The organism is Chromobacterium sp. HL1, assembly GCF_057418835.1.
The window spans coordinates 2,156,069-2,180,870 of the sequence record NZ_CP162399.1; the positions used below are offsets into that span (position 1 = coordinate 2,156,069).

The window sequence follows — 24,802 nt, forward strand, 5'->3', positions numbered from 1 at the left end:
GGCGCGCCGCTGCCGCTGGCGCGCTTGTCTTGCGAGAAAATCAAGCGTTGTGGTCGTTGCGTGTTCCATCACGGGGCCGCCGGCTGCCAGCCGGCGGGGGAATACTGTCATGTTATCGGCCGTTTGGCCGTCAACTTTAATCCCCGGCCCGACACTCGCAATAACGCGGGCCGGGCCGGGCGGTTGACGGCCCTGCGGCGGCTCAAGAGTGGTTTTTGAGCTCGGCGGCGGGGTCCGCGGCGGCGTCTTCCTGCGCGACGGTCTTGGGCGGCAGGAAGAAGGACAGCGGCGCGCTGAGGAAGCGCTTGAGCAGCATCGGCACCAGCGGCCACAGCAGGCTGCCGGACAGCTTGCGCGAGCGCAAGGCCACCCACAAAGCCAGCGAGAAGCTGACCGCCAGATTGGTCAGGCCGATCAGCGCCACGCCGGCGCAGCCGAGCAGCACGGTGGCCAGGGGCAGCTGGAAGTCCTGCGCCACGGTGGCGAAGGCCAGATTGGCGGCGGAGAAGGTGATGTGGCGGATATCGATGGGCAGGCCGAGGATGAAGCCTATGGTGCCGGTCAGGCCCAGGAACATGCCGAAGTAGAAGTTGCCGGCCAGCGCGCCCAGATTGTGTTCGATATAGTTGCCCAGTCTCCAGGCGCGGTTTTCGCCCAATAGCCGCTTCAGCCCGGCGTGGGAGGCGATGCGCTCAGGAATACGGCGGTAGATCGCCTTGTTGTCGTAATAACCGGCGATCAGGCCGGACAGGAACAGAAACACCCCGGCGATGGCGGCGTGAGGCAGCGCCAGGCTGTGGATGGGGTCGATGTCGTGCAGCAGGCTTTGCGCCTTGGCCACGTCCACCACCGGCGCGCCGAAGGCGGCCTGCCAGGCGAAGGCGATCAGGCCGGCGGTGGGGATGGCCAGCAGCACATTGCCGAGGATGGCGACGAACTGGGTGCGCATCACTTTGACCACCAGGTCGGCCAGGTCCTCCAGCTGCTTCTTTTGTCCGTTGTTTTCGTGCAGCACCGCGGCGATGCGCGCGGCGGTCATCGCCGGCTGCTTGGTGGCGATGGTCAGGTGCAGGATTTGCACGATGATGAAGCCGATCGCGTAGTTGAGGCCGAAGGCGATGCCTTCCCACAGCGGCGGCAGGTGGCCGCGGCTGAGCATCAGCTTGATCAGCGCCATGAAGCCGACGATGAGGCCGGCGCCCATCGCCGCCTTGGCCATGGCGGACCACTCCTTGCGGCTTTCCGCGATGTAGTGCTCGCCGTGGCGGCCGGCGTGCTCGGTGACTTGCAGCGCCAGCAGCTCCACATTGGATTTGAACAGATCGCGCAGGCTGTATTTGCGGTTTTCCGCGTGCGCGAAGGTGACGATGAGCTGGAACAAGTGCGGTTCCGCGGCCGGGTCGTGTTCCGGGTCCAGGATGGCCAGCAAGGCGCGGATGCGGGCGATGCTCTGCGCCAGCCGCAGACCGTGGTAGGTGAGGTTGACCGAAATGCCGAAGCGGCGCGCGTTCTTGCGCACCTTGTTGAGTATGCTTTCGCACTGGTCCAGCAGCACCAGCACGTGCTTGTCGTCCTCGGCGCGCGGCAGGCCCTCGATCAGATCGCGGCGGTAGCCGTCGACGTAGCGCTGCACTTCGGCGTTCAGATTGAGAAACGGCGATTCGAAGCGTTCGATGTCCGGATTGATGCGCACCAGCTCCGGCTCCAGGCCGATGGCGGTGATCTGGGCTGACAGCACTTGCACCGATTCCAGCAACTGCAGGCGGGTCTGCTGCCAGCCGTCGGCGTTGTCGTTCTCCTGCCAGGCCATCGCCCGCCACAGCGCGTGCCAGGTGGCGTCGGGGATGGCCGCCAGCCAGATGTAGTCCTGCTTCCAGCTGAACAGCCGGCTGAAGCGGTCCTGCAGCGAATCCGCCTTATAGGGCATGGGCAGAATGCGTTCGCCGACGCGTCGCAGCAAGGTGGAGCCGAAGCCTTCGTTGGCCAGGATGCCGCATTCGGTGTACAGCGGAATCTGCCGGGTTTCGGTCAGCAATTGCAGCAGCGCCTTGCGCAGGGCCGCGCGGTATTCGGCATGGTGTTCCAGCAGATAGGACAGCGCCTGCAGATTGACGACGGCTTGTTGCGGCTTGCCGGCGTCGTCGGGGCGCAGGCACTGCAGCAGCGCGGACAGGGCGTCGAGCTGGGCCGGCGCTTGGCTGATCTGGCGCAAGGCCTGCTCCAGGCTGGGGGACTGATTGTTTTCGCTCATCTAGGGTGCTGGTTAGGGGGCTAGTGGGTGATGGGGGCGCGATTCCGGCCCATGACCTTAATGGTAGGCGCAAGCGGGCTGATTTTCCGACGCGGCGCGGACGGCCGGCGGCGCGTGGAATCGGCATCGGGGTTTAGAGATGGGGACGATTGATTCAGTTTCCAGCTTTGCTTGCAAAATCGCGCAATTGACACCTTACTGACCAGTAAGTAGAGTGCTTCGCATGACTCAAGGCCCAGATCCCAAGACCGACACCCGCAAGCGCATCCTGGACATCGCCGAGCAATTGCTGCTCAGCCGGGGCTTCAACGCTTTCAGCTACCAGCACATCAGCTCGGAGCTGGGCGTGCGCAACGCCGCCATTCATTATCACTTCCCCAAGAAAAGCGATCTGGGCGTGGCCTTGATCCAGCGTTACCGCCGGCGTTTCCAGCGCTTCATCGACCAGCAGGCGGCGCTGGATCCCCAGGCGCAGCTGGAGGCGTATTTCGGTCTGAGCGACAGCTATTACCGGCAGCACCGGCAGATCTGTCCCAGCGGCATTCTCAGCACCGAATTCCTGACACTGCCGGAGGAGATGCAGCGGGAAGCGGCGGCCTTCATCGACGAGATGCGGCTGTGGGCGGTGGACATCACCAGGCGCGGCGCGGCCAGCGGCCAGATGCGTTACGCCGGCACGCCGGAGGCCATCGGCATGATGCTGTTCTCCGCCTTGCAAGGGGCGCTGCAGCTGGCGCGCATAGACCAGCACGCGCTGGAGACCATCAAGCAGCAAGTGCGCGCGGTGCTGGGCCTGGGCGGGCATTGAGTGCCGGAATCACGACAACAACAGAGGGGCGCTACATGGAGTACAAGAAAAACAGCATGAGCCGCATTGCCGACAAAGTGGGCAAGTTGCCGGCGGGAATGCGCAGTACGGTATTGAGCATGATGTTCGGCAAGATCGTGCCGTTTCTGTCCACCGCGGGCCTGCGTTTCGAGGAGGTGGGCCATCAGCGTTTGACGGTGTCCATCCGCAACCGCAAGAAGGTGCAGAACCACATCCGCGGCGTGCACGCCGCGGCGATGGCCCTGCTGGCGGAGACCTCGACCGGCTTCGTCGTCGGCATGAATATGCCGGACGACAAACTGATGCTGCTCAAATCGATGAAGGTCAACTACGTGCGCCGCTCGCAAGGCGATATGCGCGCGGTGGCCAGCCTGAACGCGGAGCAGATCCAGCTGATGCACGACACGGAAAAGGGCGAGGTGCTGGTGCCGGTGCTGGTCACCGACGAGTCCGGCGAATCGCCGATCGAATGCGAAATGCTGTGGGCGTGGATTCCCAAGAAACGTCCGGAACAAGGAGCGGCGGCATGATCAATCTGGAAACGATACGGATCGAGCTGAACGAACACGTGGCCTTGATCCGCCTCAATCGCGCGGACAAGGCCAATGCGCTGAACCAGCGGATGTGGCAGGACTTGCGGGCCGCCTTCGAGTGGCTGGACGACACCCCGGCCGCGCGCGTGGGCGTGCTGGCCGGCGAGGGCCGTCATTTCTGTTCCGGCATCGACCTGGGCATGCTGATGGGCGTCCAGGCGGAGATCGCCGACGATTGCGAGGCGCGCAAGCGCGAGAAATTGCGCCGTCTGATCCTGGATCTGCAGGGCTGCGTCAACAGCCTGGAGCGTTGCCGCAAGCCGGTGATCGCCGCGGTGCACGGTGCCTGCGTCGGCGGCGGCCTCGACATCGCCCTGGCGGCGGATTTCCGCTTTGCGGCCGCGGACGCGGTGTTTTCGGTGCGCGAGATCGACGTCGGCATGGTGGCGGACGTGGGCTCGCTGCAACGGCTGCCGCGGGTGGTGGGCGAAGGCCTGGCGCGCGAGCTGGCCTTGACCGGCCGCGACGCGACGGCGGAAGAAGCGTTGGCCATCCGCCTGGTCAACCGCGTGCTGCCGGATGCGGACGCGGTGCTGGCGGCGGCGCTGGAATCGGCGCGGCTGATCGCCGGCAAGTCGCCGCTGGCGATGCGCGGCTGCAAGGAGGTGCTCAATTACAGCCGGGACCACTCGGTGGCGGACGGCCTTGAATATGTGGCGAACTGGAACGCGGCGATGCTGATCTCCGAAGACATCCAGAAGGCCGGTATGGCCATCCTGACCGGGCACGCGGCGCAGTTCCGCGACTGAGCGAGGCTTGTCTCGCGGGTTTCCAATGGCGCCTTAGGGCGCCATTGTTCGTTCTTGGCCCCGTTCACCCGCCGCCGCGCTTCGTGAGCGGCGGGGCGCAAAAAAAGAGGCGCGGAGCGCCTCTTCGGTTCAAGCGGTAGGACTGGGCTTACTGGGCGGCGCTGGCGGCCGGCGCGTCGGCGGCTTCGCCGCCGACGGTGGACACCACTTCCCACTTGCCGCCCTTGACCTGGTACACGGTCACCGCGCCGTTCTTGATGTCGCCCTTGTCGTCAAAGGCGATCTTGCCTGTCACGCCGGTGTAGCCGGTCTTGCCCACTTCGGCCAGATAGGTTTTGGGGTCGGTGGATTTGGCGCGTTTCATCGCGTCCACCAACACCATCACCGCGTCGTACTCATACGGCGCGTAGATCTGCACCTCGGTGTTGAACTGCTTCTTGAACTTGTCGTTGAACGCCGCGAAACCCGGCATCTTGTCGCGCGGCACGCCGCAGCTGGACGCGTACTGGCCGTCGGAAGCCTCGCCGGCCAGCTTGATGAATTCCGGCGTCTGCCAGCCGTCGCCGCCCATCAGCTTGGCCTTGAGGCCCAGGCGCTGCATCTGCTTGGCCAGCGGGCCGGCTTGCGCGTCCATGCCGCCGTAGAAGATCAGGTCCGGCTTGCTGGCCTTGATCGAGGTCAGAATGGCGTTGAAGTCGGTGGCGGTGTTGGTGGTGAACTCGCGTTTCACCACTTCGGCGCCCTTGCCCTTGACCGCGGCCTCGAACTGATCGGCCAGGCCCTGGCCGTAGGCGGTGCGGTCGTCGATGATGGCGATCTTCTTGGCTTTCAGACCGGTGGCGGCGAATTCGCCCAGCGCGCGGCCTTGCTGCACGTCGTTGGCGATCACGCGGAAAGTGGTCTTGAAGCCTTGCTTGGTGTAGTCCGGGTTGGTGGCGGACGGAGAGATCTGCGGAATGCCGGCGTCGGAGTAAATCTTGGACGCGGGGATGGTGGTGCCGGAGTTCAGGTGGCCCACCACGCCGGCCACGCCGGCGTCAACCAGGCGCTGCGCCACTTGGGTGCCGATCTTCGGGTCGCCCTGGTCGTCTTCCGACACCAGTTCGAATTTGAGCTTCTTGCCGCCGATCTCCACGCCGGCGGCGTTCAGGTCGGCGATGGCCAGCTTGGCGCCGTATTCATTGTCCTTGCCCAGATGGGAAATCGGACCGGACATCGGCGATACCTGGCCGATCTTGACGACGGCGCCGTCGCCTGCGGCTTGAGCCGGGGCCGAAGCCGCCTGGTTGGCGGCCGGTTGCTCTTGCTTGCCGCAGGCGGCCAGGGTCATGGCGGCAGCGGCAATGACGCTGAGGCGGACATATTTGTTCATGTGATGTATCCCCTGATTCTCTATTCTGTAGACTCTAGTCATCTCTTTGTGGCCAACGGTATTTGGTGAAAATGACCATTGGTTGCGTTTGATTATGGGTAGCTGTTTGCGCGAGTGTCAATGTCAAAACCGGGGAGGGGTGCAACTATTTGTAAACTTCTTGGGTAATGGTGTGTCTAAAGCGCAAACGCCACCTGGAATAACTGCCAGGTGGCGTTTCTTGTTTTTCAAGTTTTTGAATTTAAACGACTTGTTCGGATTTTTGCCGGCAGTCCGGTTTCAGGTTTTGGCGCCCAAGGCCTTGGCCCGTTCCTGGCGCAGCGGGGCGTTTTCCTCCGGGGCCTCGCACCATCCCGCCAGATTCTGTTTGATCATAGTCGAGATTGCGTGAATCCATTGCGGGTTTTCATTCAAACACGAAATGTATCGATATTCGCCGCCGCCATGGCTGAGAAAGGTCTCCTTGCCTTCCATCGCGATTTCTTCCAGCGTTTCCAGACAATCGGCGATAAAGCCGGGACAGAGAATATCCAGCTTGCCGGTCTTGTCTTTGCCCAACTGAGCCAATACTTCGCTGGTATAAGGCTGCAGCCATTCCGCGCGGCCGAAACGGCTTTGGAAACAGACTTGGTACTCCTGTTGCGTCAAGCCCAGCGCTTCCGCCAATAAGCGTCCGGTTTTCTGACATTCGCAGTGATAGGGGTCGCCCTTGTCGCGGGTGAAGCGCGGCACGCCGTGGAAGCTCATCACCAATTTGTCGCCGCGGCCGTGTTCGCGCCAATGCGCGCGCACTTGTTCCGCCAGCGCGCGGATATAGCCGGGGTCGTCGTGGAAATGGCGAACGGTGCGCAGTTCCGGCATATTGCGCAGCTTCATCAGCGCGCGGAAGACCTGATCCAAGGCGGTGGCGCTGGAGGAGGCCGCGTATTGCGGATACAAGGGCAGCACCAGCAGCCGTTCCACGCCTTGTTCGCGCATGCGGGCGATCACATTTTCCACCGAAGGCTCGCCGTAGCGCATGGCGAAGTCCACCACCAGATTGCGCAAGCCCATCTCGCCCAACTGGCCCTTGATCAGCGCCGCCTGTTTGCGGGTGTGGGTGTAGAGCGGCGAACCGTCCTTTTCCCAGATCGCCGCGTATTTCCTGGCGGATTGGGCCGGGCGGGTGTTCAGGATCACGCCATTGAGGATCAGCCACCAGAGCGCGCGCGGGATTTCGATCACGCGGCGGTCGGACAGGAATTCTTTCAGGTAGGGGCGCAGCGCCTTGGCGGTGGGCGCTTGCGGCGTGCCCAGATTCATCAGCAGCACGCCGGTCTTGGGCGCGTAGTCGTGACGAAACGGGGGTTCGGGCTTGAAATTCGCCATGCGGGACCTCTTGGTTGAGGCCGGGCGGCATGGCGCCCGGCCGGGTTTGGTGGCTTGTCTTAGTCTTCGCGGGACGGCGCCAGCACTGCGCGGTTGCCGTTGCTTTCCATCGCCGAAACCAGGCCGGCGGACTCCATTTGCTCGATCAGCCTCGCGGCGCGGTTGTAGCCTATGCGCAGATGACGCTGCACCGAGGAGATGGACGCCTTGCGCGTCTTGAGCACGATGGCGACGGCTTCATCGTAAAGCGGGTCGGCTTCGCCGTCGGATTCGCCGTCGAGGCCGGAGGACGCGCCGTCGTCGCCCTCGCTTTGGCCGGTGAGAATGCCTTCCACGTAATCCGGTCCGCCGGTGCTTTTCAGGAACTCCACCACATGGTGGACTTCCTCGTCGGCGACGAAGGCGCCGTGCACCCGCACCGGGTAGCCGGTGCCCGGCGGCAGATAGAGCATGTCGCCCTGGCCCAGCAGGGTTTCCGCGCCCATCTGGTCCAGAATGGTGCGGCTGTCTATTTTGCTGGACACCTGGAAGGCGATCCGCGTCGGGATATTGGCCTTGATCAGGCCGGTGATCACGTCCACCGACGGCCGCTGGGTGGCCAGGATCAGATGGATGCCGGCGGCGCGCGCCTTCTGCGCCAGCCGCGCGATCAATTCCTCGATCTTCTTGCCGGCCACCATCATCAGGTCGGCCAGCTCGTCGATCACCACCACGATCAGCGGCAGGGTGTCCAGCGGTTCAGGCGTTTCCGGCGACAGGCTGAAGGGGTTGGGGATCTTCTCGCCGGCCTTGTCCGCGTCCTTGATCTTCTGATTGAAGCCGGCCAGATTGCGCACGCCCAGCTTGGACATCAGCTTGTAGCGGCGCTCCATTTCCGCCACGCACCAGTTCAGCGCGTTGGCGGCCTGTTTCATATCGGTGACCACCGGGGCCAGCAGATGCGGAATGCCTTCGTAGATCGACAATTCCAGCATCTTGGGGTCGACCATGATCAGCCGCACTTCCTTGGGCGTGGACTTGTAGAGCAGGGACAAGATCATCGCGTTGATGGCCACGGATTTGCCGGAGCCGGTGGTGCCGGCCACCAGCACGTGCGGCATCTTGGCGAGGTCGGCGGACACGGGCTGGCCGGCGATGTCCTTGCCCAGCGCCATGGTCAGCCGGGAGGCCATGTTCTGGTAGCCGTCGGAGCCGACGATTTCCGACAGACGCACGATCTGGCGTTTGGGATTGGGCAGCTCCAGGCCCATATAGGTTTTGCCGGGAATGGTCTCCACCACGCGGATGGACACCAGGGACAGCGCGCGCGCCAGGTCCTTCATCAGGTTGACCACCTGAGCGCCCTTGACGCCCACCGCGGGCTCCACCTCGTAGCGGGTGATCACCGGGCCGGGATAGGCGGCCACCACTTTGACGTCGACGCCGAAGTCGGCCAGCTTGCGTTCGATCAGCCGCGAGGTGTATTCCACCGTGTCCTGCGATACCGGCTCCTGCTGCTCCTTGGGCGCTTCCAGCAGCGTCAGGCCGGGCAACGCGCCGTCCTTGGGATCGGCGAACAAGGAGTGCTGCACCGGTTTTTGCGCCTTGGTGGACAGCGGCACGTCCAGCACCGGCGGTTCGATGCGCAGAGGGATTTTCTCTTCGTTCTTCTTTTTCTCGGTGGTGATCTTGGCTTCGCGCTTCTGCGCGGTTTCCTTGCCGATTTCCCTGTCCTTGCGCGCCTGCCAGCTGTGCCACAGCTTCAAGGCGCCGTCTTCCAGCGCGCCGCCCAGGCGTTCCATGATGTCCAGCCAGGACAGGCCGGTGAACAGGGAGAAGCCGATGGCGGCCAGCACGCTGAGCAAGAGATAGGCGCCGGACAGGCCCAGGCCGTGGGCGATGCCTAGGCCGATGAAATGCCCCAGCATGCCGCCGGCGGACAGCGGCAGATTCAGCGCTTTTTCGGCCAGGATGATGGCTTCAATGCTGGCGCTGGAAAACAGCAGCAGCAGAAAGCCGCCGATGGCGGCGACGGTGATGGGATTGAGCTTGAAGCCCAGGGTTTCCATCCGCTGATAGCCCCAGGCGATGGCCACCAGGCAGAACACCACCAGCCACCAGGCGGACAGGCCGAACACATAGAGCAGCATATCGGACAGCCAGGCGCCGAAAGCGCCGCCGTAGTTGCGCACCGTGGGATCGGAAGAGCTGTGGGACCAGGAGGGGTCGAGCGGGGAGTAGCTGGCCAGCACCAGCACCAGATAGACGGCCAGCACGGCCATCAGCAGCCACCACGCCTCGCGCAGCAGCGAGGCCAGCTGCGGCGGCAGCGGCGTCTGGCTGTTTTTGACTACGGCTTTGCGCTTGAAAAGTCGCATTTTTCTCTTGTTCGGCTATGACTGTCGCTGATTATAGCCTGACACGCCCGGTTTAAGCGTGTCGGAATGTATTCAGCTCCGCTGACAAGACTTGATGGCGTTCCCTATTGAAACGCTTAGCGGGGATACAGCGCGCCGAGCACGCGTCCGCCGGCGGCGCCGGTCACTTCCGGCAGGTTGCCGGCCAGGCGGCGCAAGAAGCGCCAGCCCAGCCAGGCGAAGGCGGCGGCCTCCACTTGGTGCTCGGGCAGGCCCAGCGCGGCGGTGCCGGCGATGGCTTGCTCCGGCAGCAGCGCGGCCAGCCGGCGCATCAGCGCGCCGTTGCGCGCGCCGCCGCCGCAGACGAAGACCGTCTGATTGCCGGGGCAGTGCAGGGCGATGGCCTGGGCGATGCCGCGCGCGCTCAGTTCCAGCAGCGTGGCTTGCACGTCCGCGGCGGGCACATGGCGGCCCAGCAGCTTTTGCTCCAGCCAGGGCAGGTCGAACAGATCGCGTCCGGTGCTCTTGGGCGGCGGCAGACGGAAGAAGGGTTCGTCCAGCAAGGCCTGCAGCAGCGAGTTCTCCACCGCGCCCTGGGCCGCCCACTGGCCGTCGGCGTCGTAAGGCCGGCCCTGGTGGCGCAGGCACCAGGCGTCCATCAGCATATTGCCGGGGCCGCAGTCGAAGCCGACCACCGCCTGGCCCGGATGCAGCCGGGTCAGATTGCTGATGCCGCCGATGTTCAGGATCACGCGGTTTTGTTCCGGCGCGCCGAACACCGCCTGGTGGAAGGCCGGCACCAAGGGCGCGCCTTGGCCGCCGGCGGCCAGGTCGCGGCTGCGGAAGTCGGCGATCACGTCGATGCCGCTCAGTTCGGCGAGGCGGGCCATATTGCCGATTTGCCAGGTGTAGCCGGCGTCCGGCGCGTGACGTATGGTCTGGCCGTGGCTGGCGACGGCGGCGATGTCGGCCGGCTTCAGCCCCTCGGCTGCCAGCAGGCCGTTGACGGCCTGAGCGTAGAGTTCGGCCAGTTCATTGGCCAGCCGGGCGGCGCGGTCCAGTTCGTTGTCGCCGATCGCCTGCAGCGCCAGCGCCTGTTCGCGCAGCCGCGGCGGATAGGCGACGAAGTGGTCGGCTTCCACGCTGGGCGCGCCCTGTTCGTCGAAGCGCACCAGCACGGCGTCGACGCCGTCCAGGCTGGTGCCGGACATCAGTCCGATCAAGCGTTCATTCATCAGTCTAGCAATGCGATATTGGTGGGCAGTTCGCGCAGCAGTTTCAGGTGCGCGGTCAGCGATTGGTTGCCGGATTTGAATTCGGCCAGCTGGGTGGCGCTCAGGCCCGGGGTCGGCAGCGCGTTGGTGGCCGGGTCCACCGCCTGGCCGTTGATCCGCACTTCAAAGTGCAGATGCGGGCCGGTGGAGCGGCCGGTGCTGCCGACATAGCCTATCACCTCGCCGGCCTTGACGCTCTTGCCGGAGCGGGCGCCTTGGGCGAAGCGGCTCATGTGCGCGTACAGCGTGGTCATTTTCTGATTGTGGCGGATTTCCACCATATTGCCATAGCCGTTTTGACGCTCCACCTTGACCATGGTGCCGTCTGCCGGGGCGATGATGGGGGTGCCGGTGACGGCGGCGTAGTCCACGCCGGAATGCAGGCGCAGCGAGCGCAGGATCGGGTGTTTGCGGAAGCCGAAGCCGGAGCTGATGCGGGCGTTGGCCACCGGCTGGTGGCTGAAGCCCTGTTTGATCGGCTTGCCTTGCGCGTCGTAATAGGCGCCGGATTCGCTGTCGTGGGCGAAGTAGAACGCCTGGTGCAGCTTGCCGGAGCGCTGGATTTCCACCGCCAGCAGGTTGCCGGCGGCGATGGGCGCGCCGTTGTAGAGCAGGGTTTCGTATACCAGATTGATGCGGTCGCCCTTGCCCAGGGAGTTGATGTTGAACTGATCGGCGAAGATTTCCGTCAGCTGGGCGCGGATGTCGCGCGGCACCTGGGCCTTGGCCAGCGCGGCGCCGACCGAGCGGGTGATCAGCAGCGAGCGCACTGTCTGCACCGCCTCGGTGGCGATCGGGTCGGCGCTGGCCTGCCATTCGCCTTTGACCTTTTCGATGGCCACCAGCACCTGTTCGCCGTTCTCGTCGTCATTGAGGAAGCGCAGACCGAAGAGTTCGCCCAGATCGTTGGTTTGCACCGACAGCGTGGCGCCGGTCTTCAGCTTGAGCAGGTCCTTGGACAAGGGGCTGGAGTGCAGGAAACGGTTGGCTTCGCTGTCGCGGATGCCCAGCCGGTTCAACACGCGGGCGATGGTGTCGCCTCGCTGTATCGCCTCGTCCCGCCAATAACGGGTGCCGCTCTCGCTGAAGCTGAAGGCGGGCAGGCTGAGTTGTTCGGTCACTTCTTTTTGCTGGATGTCCGCGGCGGCGGGTTGGGCGCCGTTCTGAGCCACGGCGAAAGCGGTGGCCATGCCGAACAAGGGCAGGGAGGCGGCCGCGCCGATCAAGCTCAGATGGTGGTTCATCAGCTTGTGGAAGCATTTTTGCGGGATATGTAGCAGTTTGCGATAATCCATCGTTCACTATAAAAGGCTGGCCATGAGCCAACCTTATGTAAATTCCGTATTTGCCAATCACAGGCCTTGCGGCCGCGTCTCAACATTTGGGGAGCTTGTGCGGCATAAGTTCCTGTGCAAACTGTAAATTATAGCCGCGATTCCGGATGCTATCCGCCTGATTTCGCCGGGCGCCCATGCCAGGGCGTTTTTGCAAGGCTTTGATATTACTTCGATCTTGTCATCCATGTGTAGCGATAAATGAAATTGACATTGTTGTTGCCCGGTCTGCTCTGGCTGGACGGCCACGACGGCGCCGATGTGTGCAAGGGCCTGGATTTGCCCGCCTTGCAGCGTCTGCTGGGCCAGGGCGAACGCGTCGCCAGGCCGGCGGCGCTGAGCGAACTGTTGACCGCGCCGTGGCGCGGCTCCGCGGCGGGTCTGGCGCGGCTGCGGGCGCGCGGCGCCGGCCTGCCGGCGGAGCGGGGGGACTGGTTGCTGGCCGATCCGGTGCATGTGCGCGTGGACCGCGACCGCGCCTTGCTGGCCGATATCGGCGTGATGAGCTTGAGCCAGGCCGAGGCCGAAACCCTGGCCGACGCGGCGAACCGTCATTTCGCCGACGACGGCTGGCGCATCCACCCGCTGGAGCCGGGCCGCTGGCTGCTGCAGCTGGACGCGCCGGCCGCCGCGAGCTTCAGCCCGCTGCCGGACGTGGTGGGCGAGGACATCAACGCGCATTTGCCGCAGGGCGAGCGCGGCCTGGACTGGAGCCGGCTGCTGAATGAATTGCAGATGCTGTTGTACGCCCATCCATTGAACGACGAGCGCGAGGCGCGCGGCGAACTCGGCGTCAACAGCCTGTGGCTGTGGGGCGGCGGCGCGGAGCCGGGCTGGCGCGCGCCGGCCGAGCAGGTGTTCGCCGACGAGGACTGGCTGGGCTGGATCGCCGCCGAGGCCGGCGAGCCCTGCTTGCCGGCGCCTTACGATTTTTCCGGCTTCGTCGACCAGGCCGGCGGCCGCGATAGTCTGCTGGTGCTGGACGCGCTGCAGGCGGCGGCGCAGTACCGCGACGCCTGGGGCTGGCGCGAAGCGCTGCAGCGCCTGGAGCGCGACTGGTTCGCGCCCTTGCTGCAGGCGCTGCGCCAGGGTCGGATCGACAGCCTGGTCTTGCGCGCGCACGGCCCCGAGGGGCTGGAGCTGAGGGCGCGCCGCAACGACCTGTGGAAATTCTGGAAGCGGCCGCTGCCGCTGTCCGCCTTGTATTGAGAAAACATGTCCCAAATCGTTTCCCGAACCATTCCCGCCGACACGCATGAGCAATTGCTGCGCCAGGGCCTGAGCCCGCTGATGGCGCGGCTGTACGCCGCGCGCGGCATCTGCGACTGCGCCGAGCTGGATTACGGCCTCAAGGCCTTGCTGCCCTATCAGAGCCTGAAAAACATCTTGCCGATGGCGCGCCGCCTGGCCGACGCCATCGCCGGCCGGCAACGGCTGCTGGTGGTGGCCGATTACGACGCCGACGGCGCCACCGCCTGCGCGGTGGCGGTCAAGGGCCTGTCCATGCTGGGCGCGCGGGTCGACTTCATCGTGCCCAACCGCTTCGAATACGGCTACGGCCTGACGCCGGAGATCGTTGAGCTGGCCGCGCGCCAAAGCCCGGACATCATCGTCACCGTGGACAACGGCATCGCCAGCGTGGACGGCGTGCTCGCCGCCAAGGCGCGAGGCATCGAGGTGCTGGTCACCGATCACCACCTGCCGGGCGACACCTTGCCGGAGGCGCTGATCGTCAACCCCAATCAGCCGGGCTGCGAATTCCCGTCCAAGAACCTGGCCGGCGTCGGCGTGATGTTCTACGTGCTGATGGCCTTGCGCGCCGAAATGCGCCAGCGCGGCGTCTTCGACGAGCGCGGTCAGCCCAATCTGGGCGAACTGCTGGATTACGTGGCGCTGGGCACGGTGGCCGACGTGGTGCGGCTGGACCAGAACAACCGCACCCTGGTGGAAAACGGCCTCAAGCGCATGCGCGCCGGCCGCATGGCGCCGGGCATCGCCGCCTTGTTCCGCGTCGCCGGCCGCGCCCATTACAAGGCCAACACCTTCGATCTGGGGTTCACGTTGGGCCCGCGCTTGAACGCCGCCGGCCGTTTGGACGACATGAGCCTGGGCATCGCCTGCCTGCTGTCCGGCAACGAGGAGCAGGCGCAGCGGCTGGCGCAGCAGCTGGATCAGCTCAACCGCGAGCGGCGCAGCATAGAACACGGCATGCAGGACGAGGCGCTGGCGGCGCTGTCCGGCATCGACGCCGACAACCGCTATACGCTGACCCTGTTCCGCGACGACTGGCATCAGGGCGTGGTGGGCATCGTCGCCTCCCGGCTCAAGGAGCGCTTCCACCGGCCGGCCATCGTGTTCGCGCCCGGCGACAACGGCGAGATCAAGGGCTCGGGCCGCTCGATTCCCGGCTTCCATCTGCGCGACGCGCTGGACCTGGTGTTCAAGCGCCATCCCGGTCTGATCCTCAAGTTCGGCGGCCATGCGATGGCGGCCGGCCTTAGCCTGCGTCAATCGCGCTTTGACGAATTCCAGCGCGCCTTCGAGGCGGTGGCGCGCGAACTGCTGGAAGAACGCCACCTGACCCGCACCATAGAAACCGACGGCAGCCTGGCGCCGCGCGAATTGAACCTGGCGTTCGCCGAGCAATTGGCGGCCGAAGTGTGGGGCCAGGGCTTCCCGGTGCCGTATTTTCACGACCGTTTCGCGGTGATGAGCCAGCGCGTGGTCGGCGACAAGCACCTGAAGCTGCGGCTGGCGCGCGATGGCGAGGAGTTCGACGCCATGCTGTTCAATCAGGTGGAGTGGCTGCCGGACAATGTCGACGCGGTCTACCAGTTGATCGCCAACGAGTGGCAGGGCCGCAAGGAACTGCAAGTGTATTTGCAGTACTGGGCGGCGACGTGAGTCGGCCGGCGGATTCGCGGCGGCTGGTGCTGACCGGCGGTCCGGGCGCCGGCAAGACCGCCTTGTTGGAAGCCTTGCGCGACGCCGGGTTTTCGGTAATGGACGAGGCCGGCCGCGCCGTTATCCAGGATCAGGCGTTGATCGGCGGACGCGCCTTGCCCTGGGTGGACCCCGGCGCTTTCGCCGAGGCGATGCTGGCCTGGGAGTTGCGCAGCCTGCGGCTGGCCGAGGGTTTGCCCGGGCCGGTGTTTTTCGATCGCGCCCTGCCCGATGTCTTGGGCTATCTCGATTTGCAGGGCTTGCCGATACCTGCGCATATGCAAGCCGCCGCCGAGCGGTTTCCCTACCATCGCCAAGTGTTTTTGCTGCCGCCGTGGCGCGAAATCTTCATTCAGGATCAGGAGCGCAAGCAAAGCTTTGCCGAGGCGGAGCGCACTTGCGCCGCGATGGAGCGGACGTATCGGCGTCTGGCTTATCAAATCATCGAAGTGCCGCCGGCGCCCTTGGCCCAGCGACTCCGCTTCGTCATCGAACAATCGCGGCTTGGCCATGGAGAGCCGGCCGGCCAATTTAAGGCTTCATGATGGAAATGTTGGTGATCGGTCTGTTGCTGGGCTTGCTGGCCGCCGGCGCGGCCGCGGCCTTGCTGCGCGGGCGCTTCGCGCGGGAGGGGGCGGATCTGCGGGCGCAGCAGGAGATGTCGCGCCTGCAATTGGAAGAGTGTAGGCAGCGGGAACGGGCCGCGCTGGCGCAGGTGCAGCAACAGGGGCAGCAACTGGGCGATGTTCAGACCCAGTTGGGCGCCTATGTGGCGCGCGCGCAGCGCGTGCCGGAGCTGGAGCGGCAGGCGCAGGAGCGGGAGAGGCAGCTGGAGCTGCTGCAGGCGGAACTGCGTCGCCTTGGCGCGCAGCTGGCCGCCAGCGAGGAGCAGGGCAAGATGCTGGCCGTTTTGCAGGCGCGCGCGCAGACGCAGGGCGAGGAAATCACCCGGCTCACCGCGCGCGAGCAGGAGCTGGCGACCTTGCTGGAGCAGGAGCGCGGCCAGAACGCCGAAAAGCTGGCCTTGTTGACCGAGGCGCGCGAAAGCATGGCGGGGCAGTTCAAGGCCCTGGCCGGCGACATCCTGGAAGAGAAGGCCAAGCGCTTCACCGAGCAGAACCAGCAGAACCTCGGCCATCTGCTCGGGCCCTTGCAGCAGCGGCTGCAGGATTTCGGCAAGCTGGTGCAGGACAGTTATGAAAAAGACAGCCAGGGGCGCTTGTCGCTGGAGGCGGAGCTCAAGCGCCTGCAAGAACTCAACAGCCGGCTGGGCGACGACGCCATCGCGCTGACCAGGGCCTTGACCGGCGCCAGCAGCAAGGCGCAGGGCTCCTGGGGCGAGATGGTGCTGGAACGGGTGCTGGAAACCTCCGGTCTGCACAAGGACCGCGAATACCGGGTGCAAGTGTCCGACGTGGTGGCCGGCGAGGACGGCAACCGCCGCTACCAGCCCGACGTGGTGATAGACCTGCCGGAAGGCAAGCAGCTGGTGGTGGATTCCAAGGTGTCCTTGAACGCCTATGTGCGCTACACCGCCGCCGAGGACGAGGCCGAGCGCGCGGCGGAAATGAAGGCGCATGTCGCGGCCATCCGCAACCACATCCGCACCTTGTCGGAGAAGCGCTACCAGGACCTGTACCGCTTGAACACCCTGGACTTCGTGTTCATGTTCATCCCGGTGGAGCCGGCCTATCTGCTGGCGGTGCAGCAGGACATGAGCTTGTTCAACGAGGCCTTCGAGCGCCGCATCATGATCGTCGGCCCCAGCACCCTGCTGGCGACGCTGCGCACCGTGGCCAGCATCTGGCGCTACGAATACCAGAACCAGAACGCCCAGGAGATCGCGCGCCAGGGCGGGGCGATGTACGACAAATTCGTCGGCTTCGCCGCCAATCTGGAAAAGCTGGGCAAGCAGCTGGACGTGGCGCGGGACAGCTTCGGCGACGCGATGAAGCAGTTGTCCAGCGGCCGCGGCAACCTGGTCGCCAGCGCTGAGCGCCTGCGCAAGCTGGGGGTGCGCAATAACAAGCAATTACAGCAGCATCTTAAACTGGGCGCGGCGGAAGACGAGGGCGCGGAAGGGGCGGAAGAGCCCGGTCCGGACTGACGGAAGTCCGTTGGAGATGACCGTTTCGTGATAGAATACGAGCTGTCATTACCTATGCTGGCCGCCCTGCGGCGGGCGCGTGAATGCACCCGCAATCGCAGCGCGGCCTGTTCATCCTTACGAATCAAGAAACTATGACCGATAACCAGTTCGCCAAGGAAACCATCCCCATCAGCCTCGAAGAGGAGATGCGCCGCTCTTATCTGGATTACGCGATGAGCGTGATCGTGGGCCGCGCCTTGCCTGATGTGCGCGATGGCCTGAAGCCGGTGCACCGTCGGGTGCTGTACGCCATGCACGAGCTGTCCAACGACTGGAACCGCGCGTACAAGAAATCGGCGCGTATCGTTGGCGACGTGATCGGTAAATACCACCCGCACGGCGATAGCGCGGTATACGACACCATCGTGCGTCTGGCGCAGGATTTCTCGCTGCGCTACCCCTTGGTGGATGGTCAGGGCAACTTCGGTTCGGTGGACGGCGACAACGCCGCCGCGATGCGGTACACCGAGATCCGCATGGCGCGCATCGCCCATGAGCTGCTGGCCGACATCGAGAAGGAAACCGTGGACTTCGGTCCCAACTACGACGGTTCCGAGCACGAGCCGCTGATTCTGCCGGCCAAGATCCCCAATCTGCTGATCAACGGTTCCTCCGGCATCGCCGTGGGCATGGCCACCAATATTCCGCCTCACAATCTGAACGAGGTGGTGGACGCCTGCCTGGCCTTGCTGGCCAACAGCGAGCTGACCATTGACGAGCTGATCGACATCATTCCGGCGCCGGACTTCCCCACCGCGGGCATCATCTACGGCACCGCCGGCGTCAAGGAAGGTTACCGCACCGGCCGCGGCCGCGTGATCATGCGCGCGCGCGTCCATTTCGAAGACATCGGCAAGGGCGACCGCCAGGCCATCATCGTCGACGAGATCCCGTACCAGGTGAACAAGGCGCGGCTGCTGGAACGCATCGGCGAGCTGGTGCGCGACAAGCAGATTGAAGGCATTTCCGACCTGCGCGACGAATCCGACAAGTCCGGCATGCGCGTGGTGATCGAGCTCAAGCGCGGCGAAATGCCGGAAGTGGTGCTCAACCACCTGTACAAGCTGACCCAGCTGCAAGACAGCTTCGGCATCAATATGGTGGCGCTGGTGGACGGCCAGCCGCGCTTGCTGAACCTGAAGCAGATCCTGGTGGAATTCCTGCGTCACCGCCGCGAAGTGGTGACCCGTCGCACCATCTTCGAACTGCGCAAGGCGCGCGAACGCGGCCACATCCTGGAAGGCCTGGCCGTCGCGCTGTCCAACGTCGACGAAATCATCGTGCTGATCAAGGCGTCTGAAACCCCGCCGCAAGCCAAGATCGCGCTGATGGAGCGCGAATGGCGTTCGCCGCTGGTGGAGGAAATGCTGTCCCGCGTGGATCAGGACAAGGCGCGCCCGGACGGGCTGGCGGAAGAGTTCGGCCTCAAGGCCAGCGGCTACCGCCTGTCCGACGCCCAGGCCCAGGCCATCCTGGAGATGCGCCTGCAGCGCCTGACCGGTCTGGAGCAGGACAAGATCGTCGCCGAATACCGCGACATCATGGCGGTGATCCTGGACCTCCTGGACATCCTGGCCAAGCCGGAGCGCATCAACCAGATCATCAGCGAAGAACTGACCGCCATCCGCGCCCAGTTCGGCGACGCGCGCCGTTCCGAGATCGAGCCTTTCGGCGGCGACATCAATATCGAGGACCTGATCACCCCGCAGGACATGGTGGTGACCATTTCCCATACCGGCTACATCAAGGCCCAGCCTATCGACGACTACAGCGCCCAGCGGCGCGGCGGCCGCGGCAAGCAGGCGGCGGCCACCAAGGACGACGATTTCATCGACACCTTGTTCGTGGCGAATACTCACGACTTCGTGCTGTGCTTCTCCAGCCGCGGCCGTTGCTACTGGCGCAAGGTTTACGATCTGCCGCAGGGCGGCCGTCAGAGCCGCGGCAAGCCCATGGTCAACGTGCTGCCGCTGGAAGAGGGCGAGAAGATCAACGCGCTGCTGCCGGTCAAGGAATTCCGCGACGACCAGTACGTGTTCATGGCCACCGCCGACGGCACCGTGAAGAAGACGCCGCTGCGCGCCTTCTCCAAGCCGCGCGCGGCCGGCATCATCGCCATCAATCTGGACGAGGGCAATTATCTGATCGGCGTGGCGCTGACCTGCGGCAAGAGCGTGGCCGGCCAGGGCGACGAGGATGACGAGGCCATCGTAGAAGAAGACATCGCGGTTGAAGGAGAGCTGATCGAAGACGGCCTGCCGGTCGAGGGCGATCAAGTGATGTTGTTCTCCGACGCCGGCAAATCGGTGCGCTTCAGCGAAAGCCAGGTGCGGCCGATGGGACGCACTTCCAGAGGCGTGCGCGGCATGAAGCTGGGCGAAGGCCAGAAGCTGATCTCCCTGCTGGTGACCAACTCCGAAGACCAGATGGTGTTGACCGCCAGCAACGGCGGCTACGGCAAACGCACCCGCACCGGCGACTTCCGCCTGACCAGCCGCGGCACCCAGGGCGTGATCGCCATGGACCTGACCGACAAGACCGGCTTCAAGCTGGTGGCCGCCAGCCTGGTGGAGGAAACCGACGACGTGATGCTGATCACCACCGGCGGCGTGCTGATCCGCACCAAGGTGGCCGAAGTGCGCGAAACCGGCCGTTCCGCCCAGGGCGTGCGCCTGATCAATCTGGACGAAGGCGAGCAGCTGATCGGCCTGGAGAAAGTGGCCGAGGGCGATAGCGACGACGAGGCGGACGCGCTGGAAGGCGAAGACGGCGTCGAAGCCGCCGACGAGGGCGGCGAGGCATGATTCCGACGCCGGCCAATCCCGAAGTGCTGGAGGCGATGAGCCAGCTTTTCGTCTCCTTTCCGCACTGTCGCGCCCTGGGTTTCCAGTACATCGGCACCGAGGGGCGCCGGCCCACTCTGAAAGTGGACTGGCGCGAGGACTTGGTCGGCAATCCGGTCACCGGCATCCTGCACGGCGGGGTGATCACTTCGCTGGTGGACACCTGCAGCGCGGTGGCGGTGACGGCGCATCTGCCGGAGATGGAAACCATCGCCACGCTGGATCTGCGCATCGATTACCTGAAGGCGGCCACGCCGGGCAAGCCCATCTTCTGCCGGGCGGAATGTTATCGCCTGGCCAGCCAGATCGCCTTTACCCGCGCCGTGTGCTATCACGAATCGCCCAGCGATCCGATCGCCCACGGTGTGGCCACCTTCATGCGCGAATCCAGCCGCACGCCGATGTTGCCGGAGGCCGCCGCATGAGCCGCTTCATGGAACGTTTCAACGCGCTGCGCGATCAAAAAGCCTATGCGCTCATCGTGGAAGAGCTGCCCTACATCAAGCTGATGGGGGTGGAGCTGGGCGAGGACGAGGCCGGCGAGCTGTTGTTTCAGCTGCCCTTTTCCGAGCGCAACGTCGGCAACACCGCCTTGCCGGCGCTGCACGGCGGGCTGATCGGCGGCTTTCTGGAAAGCTCGGCGATGCTGCACCTGATGTGGAACCGGGAATCGCTGGAAACGCCGAAAATCGTCGATTTCTCGCTGGACTATCTGCGTCCGGGCCGGCCGCAAACCCTGTACGCCAAGTGCGAGATCACCAAGCAGGGCAAGCGGGTGGCCAATGTGCTGATCGAAGCCTGGCAAGAAGACCGGCGAAAGCCGGTTGCCGTGGCGAGAGCCCACTTCCTGCTCAGTCAGTAAGCTATAACAAAGGCCCGGCGCTTAGCGATCGGGCCTTGTCGCATACCAAGGCCCGAAAGTTCGCCGGTGCGGGCGCCAAGGGCCGTCAACGCAAATAGAGGATGAACATGGCCAAAGTGTACAACTTCTCCGCCGGCCCCGCCGTGCTGCCGCACCAGGTGCTGGCCGAAGCGCAAAGCGAAATGCTGGACTGGCACGGCTCCGGCATGTGCGTGATGGAAATGAGCCATCGCGGCAAGGAGTTCATGGAAATCATCCATGACGCCGAGCACGATCTGCGCGAGCTGATGGGCATTCCCGCCAACTACAAAGTGCTGTTCCTGCAAGGTGGCGCCTCGCTGCAGTTTTCCCAGGTGCCGCTGAACCTGCTGGGCGAGCGCGACAGCGTGGACATCGTCAACACCGGCCACTGGTCCAAGCTGGCGATCAAGGAAACGCGCCGCTACGCCAAGGTGAACGTGGCGGCCAGCAGCGAAGACCGCAATTTCGCCTACGTGCCGGACGAAGCCGGCTGGCAGCGCGATCCCAAGGCGGCCTATCTGCATTACACTTCCAACGAGACCATAGGCGGCCTGCAATTCCCCTTCGTGCCGCAAAGCCTGCCGGACGTGCCGCTGGTCTGCGACATGTCCTCGGACTTTCTGTCGCGGGAAGTGGACGTCAGCCAGTTCGGCCTGATCTACGCCGGCGCGCAGAAAAACATCGGCCCGTCCGGCCTGGTGGTGCTGATCGTGCGCGAAGACCTGCTGGGCAAGGCGCGGGCCGATTTGCCCACCATGCTCAACTACCAGGTGCACGCCGACGCCGATTCCATGTACAACACGCCGCCCACCTTCCCGATCTACATCTCCGGCCTGGTCTTCAAATGGCTGAAGGAGCAGGGTGGCGTCAAATCCATCGCCACCCGCAACGAGGAAAAGGCCGGCTTGCTCAATCATGTGATCGAGTCCAGCGGCGGCTTCTACCACACTCATATCGATGCGCCGTTCCGCTCGCGGATGAACGTGGTGTTCCGCTTGAAGGAAGAAGCGCTGGAGGAGACCTTTTTGCTGGAAGCGCGCAAGAACGGCCTGATTCAGCTGAAAGGACACCGCGCGGTGGGTGGCATCCGCGCCTCCATCTACAACGCGATGCCGATCGAGGGCGTCAAATCGCTGGCCAACTTCATGCAAGACTTCGCCCGCATGCACGGCTGAGCCGTCGCGCACGCCTTCCAGCCCGCCGTCAGGCGGGCTTTTTCATGGCGGAGGCGAACGAAGCCGCCGCACCGCGGTCTATCCCCGGTCGCCGCCGAATGGCCGGCGGCCGGCAGCCAAGAACAGGAGTGAAATGATGAAATCCGCCGTATTCGCCGTACTGGCCGTGAGCAGCGCGGCCGCGCTGGCCAAACCGCTGACCTTGCCGGAGATCCCGGCCGGACAGCGCCAGATCGTCAACTACGTCTGCGCCGACGGCGCCAAGCTGACGGTCAGGTATTACAACGTCAAGAACGGCCAGAGCTTCGCCGTATTGCCGATCAAGGGCAAGACCATGCTGCTGAGCAATGTGCTGTCCGGTTCCGGCGCCAAATACGCGGCCGAGCAATACAGCTGGTGGACCAAGGGGCCGGAAGGCTCGTTGCGCGACGAAATCGCCGACAAGGCCTTGCTGGACGACTGCAAGGAAAGCCGGCGCTAAGAGCCGGGCTCAGACGCGCGGCAGATCGTAAACAGGTTCTAAGGCGCCGCGTCGGCGTCGGACGCCGCCGCCCGCGCGGCGTCCAGTTCCGGGCGCAGCAGAAACTCGCGCAGCGGCATCGGTCGCGCAAACAGATAGCCTTGCAGCCAGCCCACGTCCAGGCGGGTCAGGTAGGCGCGCTGGGCCTCGGTTTCCACCCCTTCCGCCACGATTTCCAGTTTCAATTTGTGCGCAAGCTCCGCCACGCTGTCGACAATGTGGCTGGACGGCGCGTCCGCGCCTATGCTGGCGGTGAAGCTCTTGTCTATCTTGATGCCGTCCAGCGGCAGCTGTTGCAGATAGACCAGGCTGGAATGGCCGGTGCCGAAATCGTCTATCGCGATCTTCACCCCCAGCTCGCGCAGCCGCGCCAGCCGCGCGCAGGCCTCCGGCGTGGGCTCCACCATCTCTCTTTCCGTCAGCTCCAGCACCAGATTCAGCCCCCCGGGCGGGAAGTGGGCGAGAAATTGCCGGCAGTCCCCCAGCAAGACGTCGTCGCGCAGATGAGCGGCGGTGATGTTGATGCCCAGGTGAAATTGAGGCGGCAGCCGGCTCCGTCCCAGAGTCCGCGCCAGTTGGCGCATCATCTGCCGCGTCATCGGCACGATCATGCCGCAATCCTCGGCGCGCGGAATGAACAGGTCCGGCCGGATCAGGCCGTCGCGCGGATGGCGCCAGCGCATCAGCGCCTCCGCGCCTTGCCAGCCGAGCCCGTCCGAGCGCACCACCGGTTGCAAAAAGGGCTCGAACTCGCCGTTGTCCAGCGCGCGCTGCAATTCCACGGTGGGCGAGGCCGGCCGGTTCAGCTGCCAGCGCAGCGCGGCGGCCAGCACCAGGCCCAGGGCCGCCATGCTGAGAAACACCAGCTCGTAGCTGTTGGCCATCTGGCGGTACAGGTCGCGGTGGTTGAAGCCGCTGATCACGGCATAGGGGTGGCGGGGGGAGGCGCGTTCTATGGTGAGCAGATCGAAGGACGGGGTGGGGTTGAGGTGCACCGCGTGGTCCGGCCCTATCCAGTGCGGACCTACGCGCATATAGACCGGACTGTAGTCGCTGGCCATGTCCAGGCTGAACTGCAGATGCACGCCGTCGATGGCGATGTAGATGGCCGTCGGACCCGCTTGCTTGCGGTAGATGATCAAGGGCCGGTCCGGCGTCAGCTCGTTGCCGGACATCAGGCGCAGTTCGGTGGCCGACCGCGGCGTGTCCGGCGGCGAAATCTGCCGGTGGTAGACGCCGAACAGCGAGGAGCAATAGAGAATGCCGTCGCGTTCCAGGGTGACGCTGCGGATGAAGGGCACGATGGTGACTTGTTTGCGCAGCGCCTGTTCAATCCGCGAACACGGCTGGCCGGTCAGCGGGGCGACGGTGACGGTGGCCTGCTCCGCGTAGTCCAGCATCAGATCCAGCATGTTTTCCGCCTGGCTCGTTTGCAGGGTGGCCTGCTGCCGCAGCCGGTTGCTCTCCTGCCAGTAAACGATGGGGGTGATCACGGCCAGCGGCAGGAGCGCGGCGACGCCGATCAACAGCCAGCGGCTGATGCGGGCGGGCAGGGTGAGGCGGCGGGACATCATGGCGCGGATGCGGAAGTCGGCATGGTTCATGATATACGAGGGCCGCCGCCGTTGCCGGGCCGGCTAGCGCTCCGCCGCTTCCGGCTGCGACAGGTAGACCAGGCTGAGCAGGATGAAGCCGATGAAGGCGTAGGCCTTCATCTGGCCGTTCCACTGGCTGGCCCACATCGCGAAGTATTCTCCGCCTATCACCGCGAAGCCGGTGTACCAGACCAGCAGCGCCGGAACGCAGCCCAGCGTGAACAGCGTCTTGCCGCGCAGATAGGCGTCCTCGCGTCCGCATAGCGCGCCGCGCAGCATGGCGCCGCCGCCCCAGGCGCAGATCAGGCCGAACAGCAGCTCGCCGGCGATGATGGCCAGATAGGCGGCCTGCTGCAAGCCGGGATCGGTGATGGCCCGGCTTTTCAGCGCGTGGCCGTTAAACCAGGGTTCCATGCCGTCCATGGCCAGCACATGGCGGACGAACTGCCAATTGCTGTCGTAGTCCAGCATATTGCCGCTGGCCGCCAGCAGGCCGAACAGGGCGATGGAGAGCGCGAGCAGGCTTTTCAGGCCTTGCTGGGCGCGGCGCAAAGAGGGCAGATGCATGGGATTTCCTTATCGTGAGGG

The 24,802-nt window shown here is 64.8% G+C and carries 20 protein-coding genes; 12 read left to right on the forward strand and 8 right to left on the reverse strand.

What is annotated here, in order from left to right; genetic code table 11:
- Positions 1-202: 202 nt before the first annotated feature.
- Positions 203-2,251: a site-specific recombinase gene (locus tag AB1Z25_RS09825; protein WP_486637129.1), complete on the reverse strand. Its 2,049-nt coding sequence runs from the start codon at positions 2,249-2,251 to the stop codon at positions 203-205.
- A 223-nt stretch (positions 2,252-2,474) separates the two neighbouring features.
- Between AB1Z25_RS09825 and AB1Z25_RS09830 the strand changes: the two genes are divergently transcribed.
- Genes AB1Z25_RS09830 through AB1Z25_RS09840 form a run of 3 tightly spaced genes read left to right on the forward strand, consistent with a single transcriptional unit; the run spans position 2,475 to position 4,422 of the window.
- The gene (locus AB1Z25_RS09830) at positions 2,475-3,059 is read left to right on the forward strand and encodes a TetR/AcrR family transcriptional regulator (RefSeq protein ID WP_107799199.1); all 585 of its coding nucleotides are present in this window, start codon (positions 2,475-2,477) and stop codon (positions 3,057-3,059) included.
- Between the two features lie 56 nt (positions 3,060-3,115).
- The gene (locus tag AB1Z25_RS09835; protein ID WP_227108215.1) at positions 3,116-3,610 is read left to right on the forward strand and encodes a DUF4442 domain-containing protein; all 495 of its coding nucleotides are present in this window, start codon (positions 3,116-3,118) and stop codon (positions 3,608-3,610) included.
- Complete coding sequence (locus AB1Z25_RS09840) at positions 3,607-4,422, forward strand: crotonase/enoyl-CoA hydratase family protein (protein WP_199225860.1); 816 nt, start codon at positions 3,607-3,609, stop codon at positions 4,420-4,422. The genes AB1Z25_RS09835 and AB1Z25_RS09840 overlap by 4 nt, the downstream gene beginning before the upstream one ends.
- 148 nt (positions 4,423-4,570) lie before the next feature.
- On the opposite strand, the gene AB1Z25_RS09845 is transcribed toward AB1Z25_RS09840, so the two are convergent.
- The 5 genes from AB1Z25_RS09845 to AB1Z25_RS09865 all read right to left on the reverse strand — a co-directional run bounded on the left by AB1Z25_RS09845 (position 4,571) and on the right by AB1Z25_RS09865 (position 12,067).
- Positions 4,571-5,794 (reverse strand): branched-chain amino acid ABC transporter substrate-binding protein, encoded by a 1,224-nt coding sequence (locus AB1Z25_RS09845; protein WP_486637130.1) that lies wholly within the window; start codon positions 5,792-5,794, stop codon positions 4,571-4,573.
- Positions 5,795-6,073: 279 nt separating this feature from the next.
- Positions 6,074-7,162, reverse strand: coding sequence for a ferrochelatase (hemH, locus tag AB1Z25_RS09850; protein WP_486637131.1), 1,089 nt, complete (start codon positions 7,160-7,162; stop codon positions 6,074-6,076).
- 59 nt (positions 7,163-7,221) lie between these two features.
- A complete protein-coding gene (locus AB1Z25_RS09855) occupies positions 7,222-9,519 on the reverse strand; it encodes a DNA translocase FtsK (RefSeq protein WP_235088788.1) in 2,298 nt (765 codons plus the stop codon).
- A 116-nt stretch (positions 9,520-9,635) separates the two neighbouring features.
- Complete coding sequence (locus AB1Z25_RS09860) at positions 9,636-10,733, reverse strand: anhydro-N-acetylmuramic acid kinase (RefSeq protein WP_107799196.1); 1,098 nt, start codon at positions 10,731-10,733, stop codon at positions 9,636-9,638.
- A complete protein-coding gene (locus AB1Z25_RS09865) occupies positions 10,733-12,067 on the reverse strand; it encodes a M23 family metallopeptidase (protein WP_107799195.1) in 1,335 nt (444 codons plus the stop codon). The genes AB1Z25_RS09860 and AB1Z25_RS09865 overlap by 1 nt, the downstream gene beginning before the upstream one ends.
- Positions 12,068-12,307: 240 nt before the next feature.
- Between AB1Z25_RS09865 and AB1Z25_RS09870 the strand changes: the two genes are divergently transcribed.
- From AB1Z25_RS09870 to AB1Z25_RS09910, 9 genes are all read left to right on the forward strand, one after another.
- The gene (locus tag AB1Z25_RS09870; protein ID WP_486637132.1) at positions 12,308-13,315 is read left to right on the forward strand and encodes a hypothetical protein; all 1,008 of its coding nucleotides are present in this window, start codon (positions 12,308-12,310) and stop codon (positions 13,313-13,315) included.
- 6 nt (positions 13,316-13,321) lie between these two features.
- Positions 13,322-15,010: a single-stranded-DNA-specific exonuclease RecJ gene (gene recJ / locus AB1Z25_RS09875; RefSeq protein ID WP_486637133.1), complete on the forward strand. Its 1,689-nt coding sequence runs from the start codon at positions 13,322-13,324 to the stop codon at positions 15,008-15,010.
- Positions 15,007-15,594, forward strand: a complete 588-nt coding sequence (locus tag AB1Z25_RS09880) for an AAA family ATPase (RefSeq protein ID WP_486637134.1) — start codon at positions 15,007-15,009, stop codon at positions 15,592-15,594. The genes recJ and AB1Z25_RS09880 overlap by 4 nt, the downstream gene beginning before the upstream one ends.
- On the forward strand, positions 15,591-17,156 hold the full coding sequence (locus AB1Z25_RS09885) for a DNA recombination protein RmuC (RefSeq protein WP_486637135.1): 1,566 nt from the start codon (positions 15,591-15,593) through the stop codon (positions 17,154-17,156). The genes AB1Z25_RS09880 and AB1Z25_RS09885 overlap by 4 nt, the downstream gene beginning before the upstream one ends.
- 134 nt (positions 17,157-17,290) lie before the next feature.
- A complete protein-coding gene (gene gyrA / locus AB1Z25_RS09890; protein WP_486637136.1) occupies positions 17,291-20,002 on the forward strand; it encodes a DNA gyrase subunit A in 2,712 nt (903 codons plus the stop codon).
- On the forward strand, positions 19,999-20,466 hold the full coding sequence (locus AB1Z25_RS09895; protein WP_107799189.1) for a PaaI family thioesterase: 468 nt from the start codon (positions 19,999-20,001) through the stop codon (positions 20,464-20,466). Before gyrA ends, AB1Z25_RS09895 begins: the two co-directional genes overlap by 4 nt.
- A gap of 8 nt (positions 20,467-20,474) precedes the next feature.
- The gene (locus tag AB1Z25_RS09900) at positions 20,475-20,903 is read left to right on the forward strand and encodes a PaaI family thioesterase (RefSeq protein WP_371926199.1); all 429 of its coding nucleotides are present in this window, start codon (positions 20,475-20,477) and stop codon (positions 20,901-20,903) included.
- A gap of 107 nt (positions 20,904-21,010) precedes the next feature.
- The gene (serC, locus tag AB1Z25_RS09905) at positions 21,011-22,099 is read left to right on the forward strand and encodes a 3-phosphoserine/phosphohydroxythreonine transaminase (protein ID WP_107801767.1); all 1,089 of its coding nucleotides are present in this window, start codon (positions 21,011-21,013) and stop codon (positions 22,097-22,099) included.
- Positions 22,100-22,235: 136 nt separating this feature from the next.
- On the forward strand, positions 22,236-22,580 hold the full coding sequence (locus AB1Z25_RS09910) for an MliC family protein (protein WP_486637137.1): 345 nt from the start codon (positions 22,236-22,238) through the stop codon (positions 22,578-22,580).
- A 38-nt stretch (positions 22,581-22,618) separates the two neighbouring features.
- On the opposite strand, the gene AB1Z25_RS09915 is transcribed toward AB1Z25_RS09910, so the two are convergent.
- Both AB1Z25_RS09915 and AB1Z25_RS09920 read right to left on the reverse strand, forming a co-directional pair.
- A complete protein-coding gene (locus AB1Z25_RS09915; RefSeq protein WP_486637138.1) occupies positions 22,619-24,223 on the reverse strand; it encodes an EAL domain-containing protein in 1,605 nt (534 codons plus the stop codon).
- Between the two features lie 33 nt (positions 24,224-24,256).
- Entirely contained in the window at positions 24,257-24,781 is a 525-nt protein-coding gene (locus tag AB1Z25_RS09920) for a DUF2165 family protein (RefSeq protein WP_107799185.1), read from the reverse strand.
- Between the last annotated feature and the right edge of the window lie 21 nt (positions 24,782-24,802).

What these genes read in the sequence shown, in the direction of transcription:
- AB1Z25_RS09900 (WP_371926199.1), top strand. Translation starts at nt 20,475, where the DNA reads ATGGAACGTTTCAACGCGCTGCGCGATCAAAAAGCCTATGCGCTCATC.
- AB1Z25_RS09915 (WP_486637138.1), bottom strand. Translation starts at nt 24,223, where the DNA reads ATGAACCATGCCGACTTCCGCATCCGCGCCATGATGTCCCGCCGCCTC.
- recJ (WP_486637133.1), top strand. Translation starts at nt 13,322, where the DNA reads ATGTCCCAAATCGTTTCCCGAACCATTCCCGCCGACACGCATGAGCAA.
- AB1Z25_RS09840 (WP_199225860.1), top strand. Translation starts at nt 3,607, where the DNA reads ATGATCAATCTGGAAACGATACGGATCGAGCTGAACGAACACGTGGCC.
- AB1Z25_RS09845 (WP_486637130.1), bottom strand. Translation starts at nt 5,794, where the DNA reads ATGAACAAATATGTCCGCCTCAGCGTCATTGCCGCTGCCGCCATGACC.
- AB1Z25_RS09865 (WP_107799195.1), bottom strand. Translation starts at nt 12,067, where the DNA reads ATGGATTATCGCAAACTGCTACATATCCCGCAAAAATGCTTCCACAAG.
- hemH (WP_486637131.1), bottom strand. Translation starts at nt 7,162, where the DNA reads ATGGCGAATTTCAAGCCCGAACCCCCGTTTCGTCACGACTACGCGCCC.
- AB1Z25_RS09870 (WP_486637132.1), top strand. Translation starts at nt 12,308, where the DNA reads ATGAAATTGACATTGTTGTTGCCCGGTCTGCTCTGGCTGGACGGCCAC.
- AB1Z25_RS09910 (WP_486637137.1), top strand. Translation starts at nt 22,236, where the DNA reads ATGAAATCCGCCGTATTCGCCGTACTGGCCGTGAGCAGCGCGGCCGCG.
- gyrA (WP_486637136.1), top strand. Translation starts at nt 17,291, where the DNA reads ATGACCGATAACCAGTTCGCCAAGGAAACCATCCCCATCAGCCTCGAA.
- serC (WP_107801767.1), top strand. Translation starts at nt 21,011, where the DNA reads ATGGCCAAAGTGTACAACTTCTCCGCCGGCCCCGCCGTGCTGCCGCAC.
- AB1Z25_RS09825 (WP_486637129.1), bottom strand. Translation starts at nt 2,251, where the DNA reads ATGAGCGAAAACAATCAGTCCCCCAGCCTGGAGCAGGCCTTGCGCCAG.
- AB1Z25_RS09860 (WP_107799196.1), bottom strand. Translation starts at nt 10,733, where the DNA reads ATGAATGAACGCTTGATCGGACTGATGTCCGGCACCAGCCTGGACGGC.
- AB1Z25_RS09835 (WP_227108215.1), top strand. Translation starts at nt 3,116, where the DNA reads ATGAGCCGCATTGCCGACAAAGTGGGCAAGTTGCCGGCGGGAATGCGC.
- AB1Z25_RS09855 (WP_235088788.1), bottom strand. Translation starts at nt 9,519, where the DNA reads ATGCGACTTTTCAAGCGCAAAGCCGTAGTCAAAAACAGCCAGACGCCG.
- AB1Z25_RS09895 (WP_107799189.1), top strand. Translation starts at nt 19,999, where the DNA reads ATGATTCCGACGCCGGCCAATCCCGAAGTGCTGGAGGCGATGAGCCAG.
- AB1Z25_RS09885 (WP_486637135.1), top strand. Translation starts at nt 15,591, where the DNA reads ATGATGGAAATGTTGGTGATCGGTCTGTTGCTGGGCTTGCTGGCCGCC.
- AB1Z25_RS09920 (WP_107799185.1), bottom strand. Translation starts at nt 24,781, where the DNA reads ATGCATCTGCCCTCTTTGCGCCGCGCCCAGCAAGGCCTGAAAAGCCTG.
- AB1Z25_RS09830 (WP_107799199.1), top strand. Translation starts at nt 2,475, where the DNA reads ATGACTCAAGGCCCAGATCCCAAGACCGACACCCGCAAGCGCATCCTG.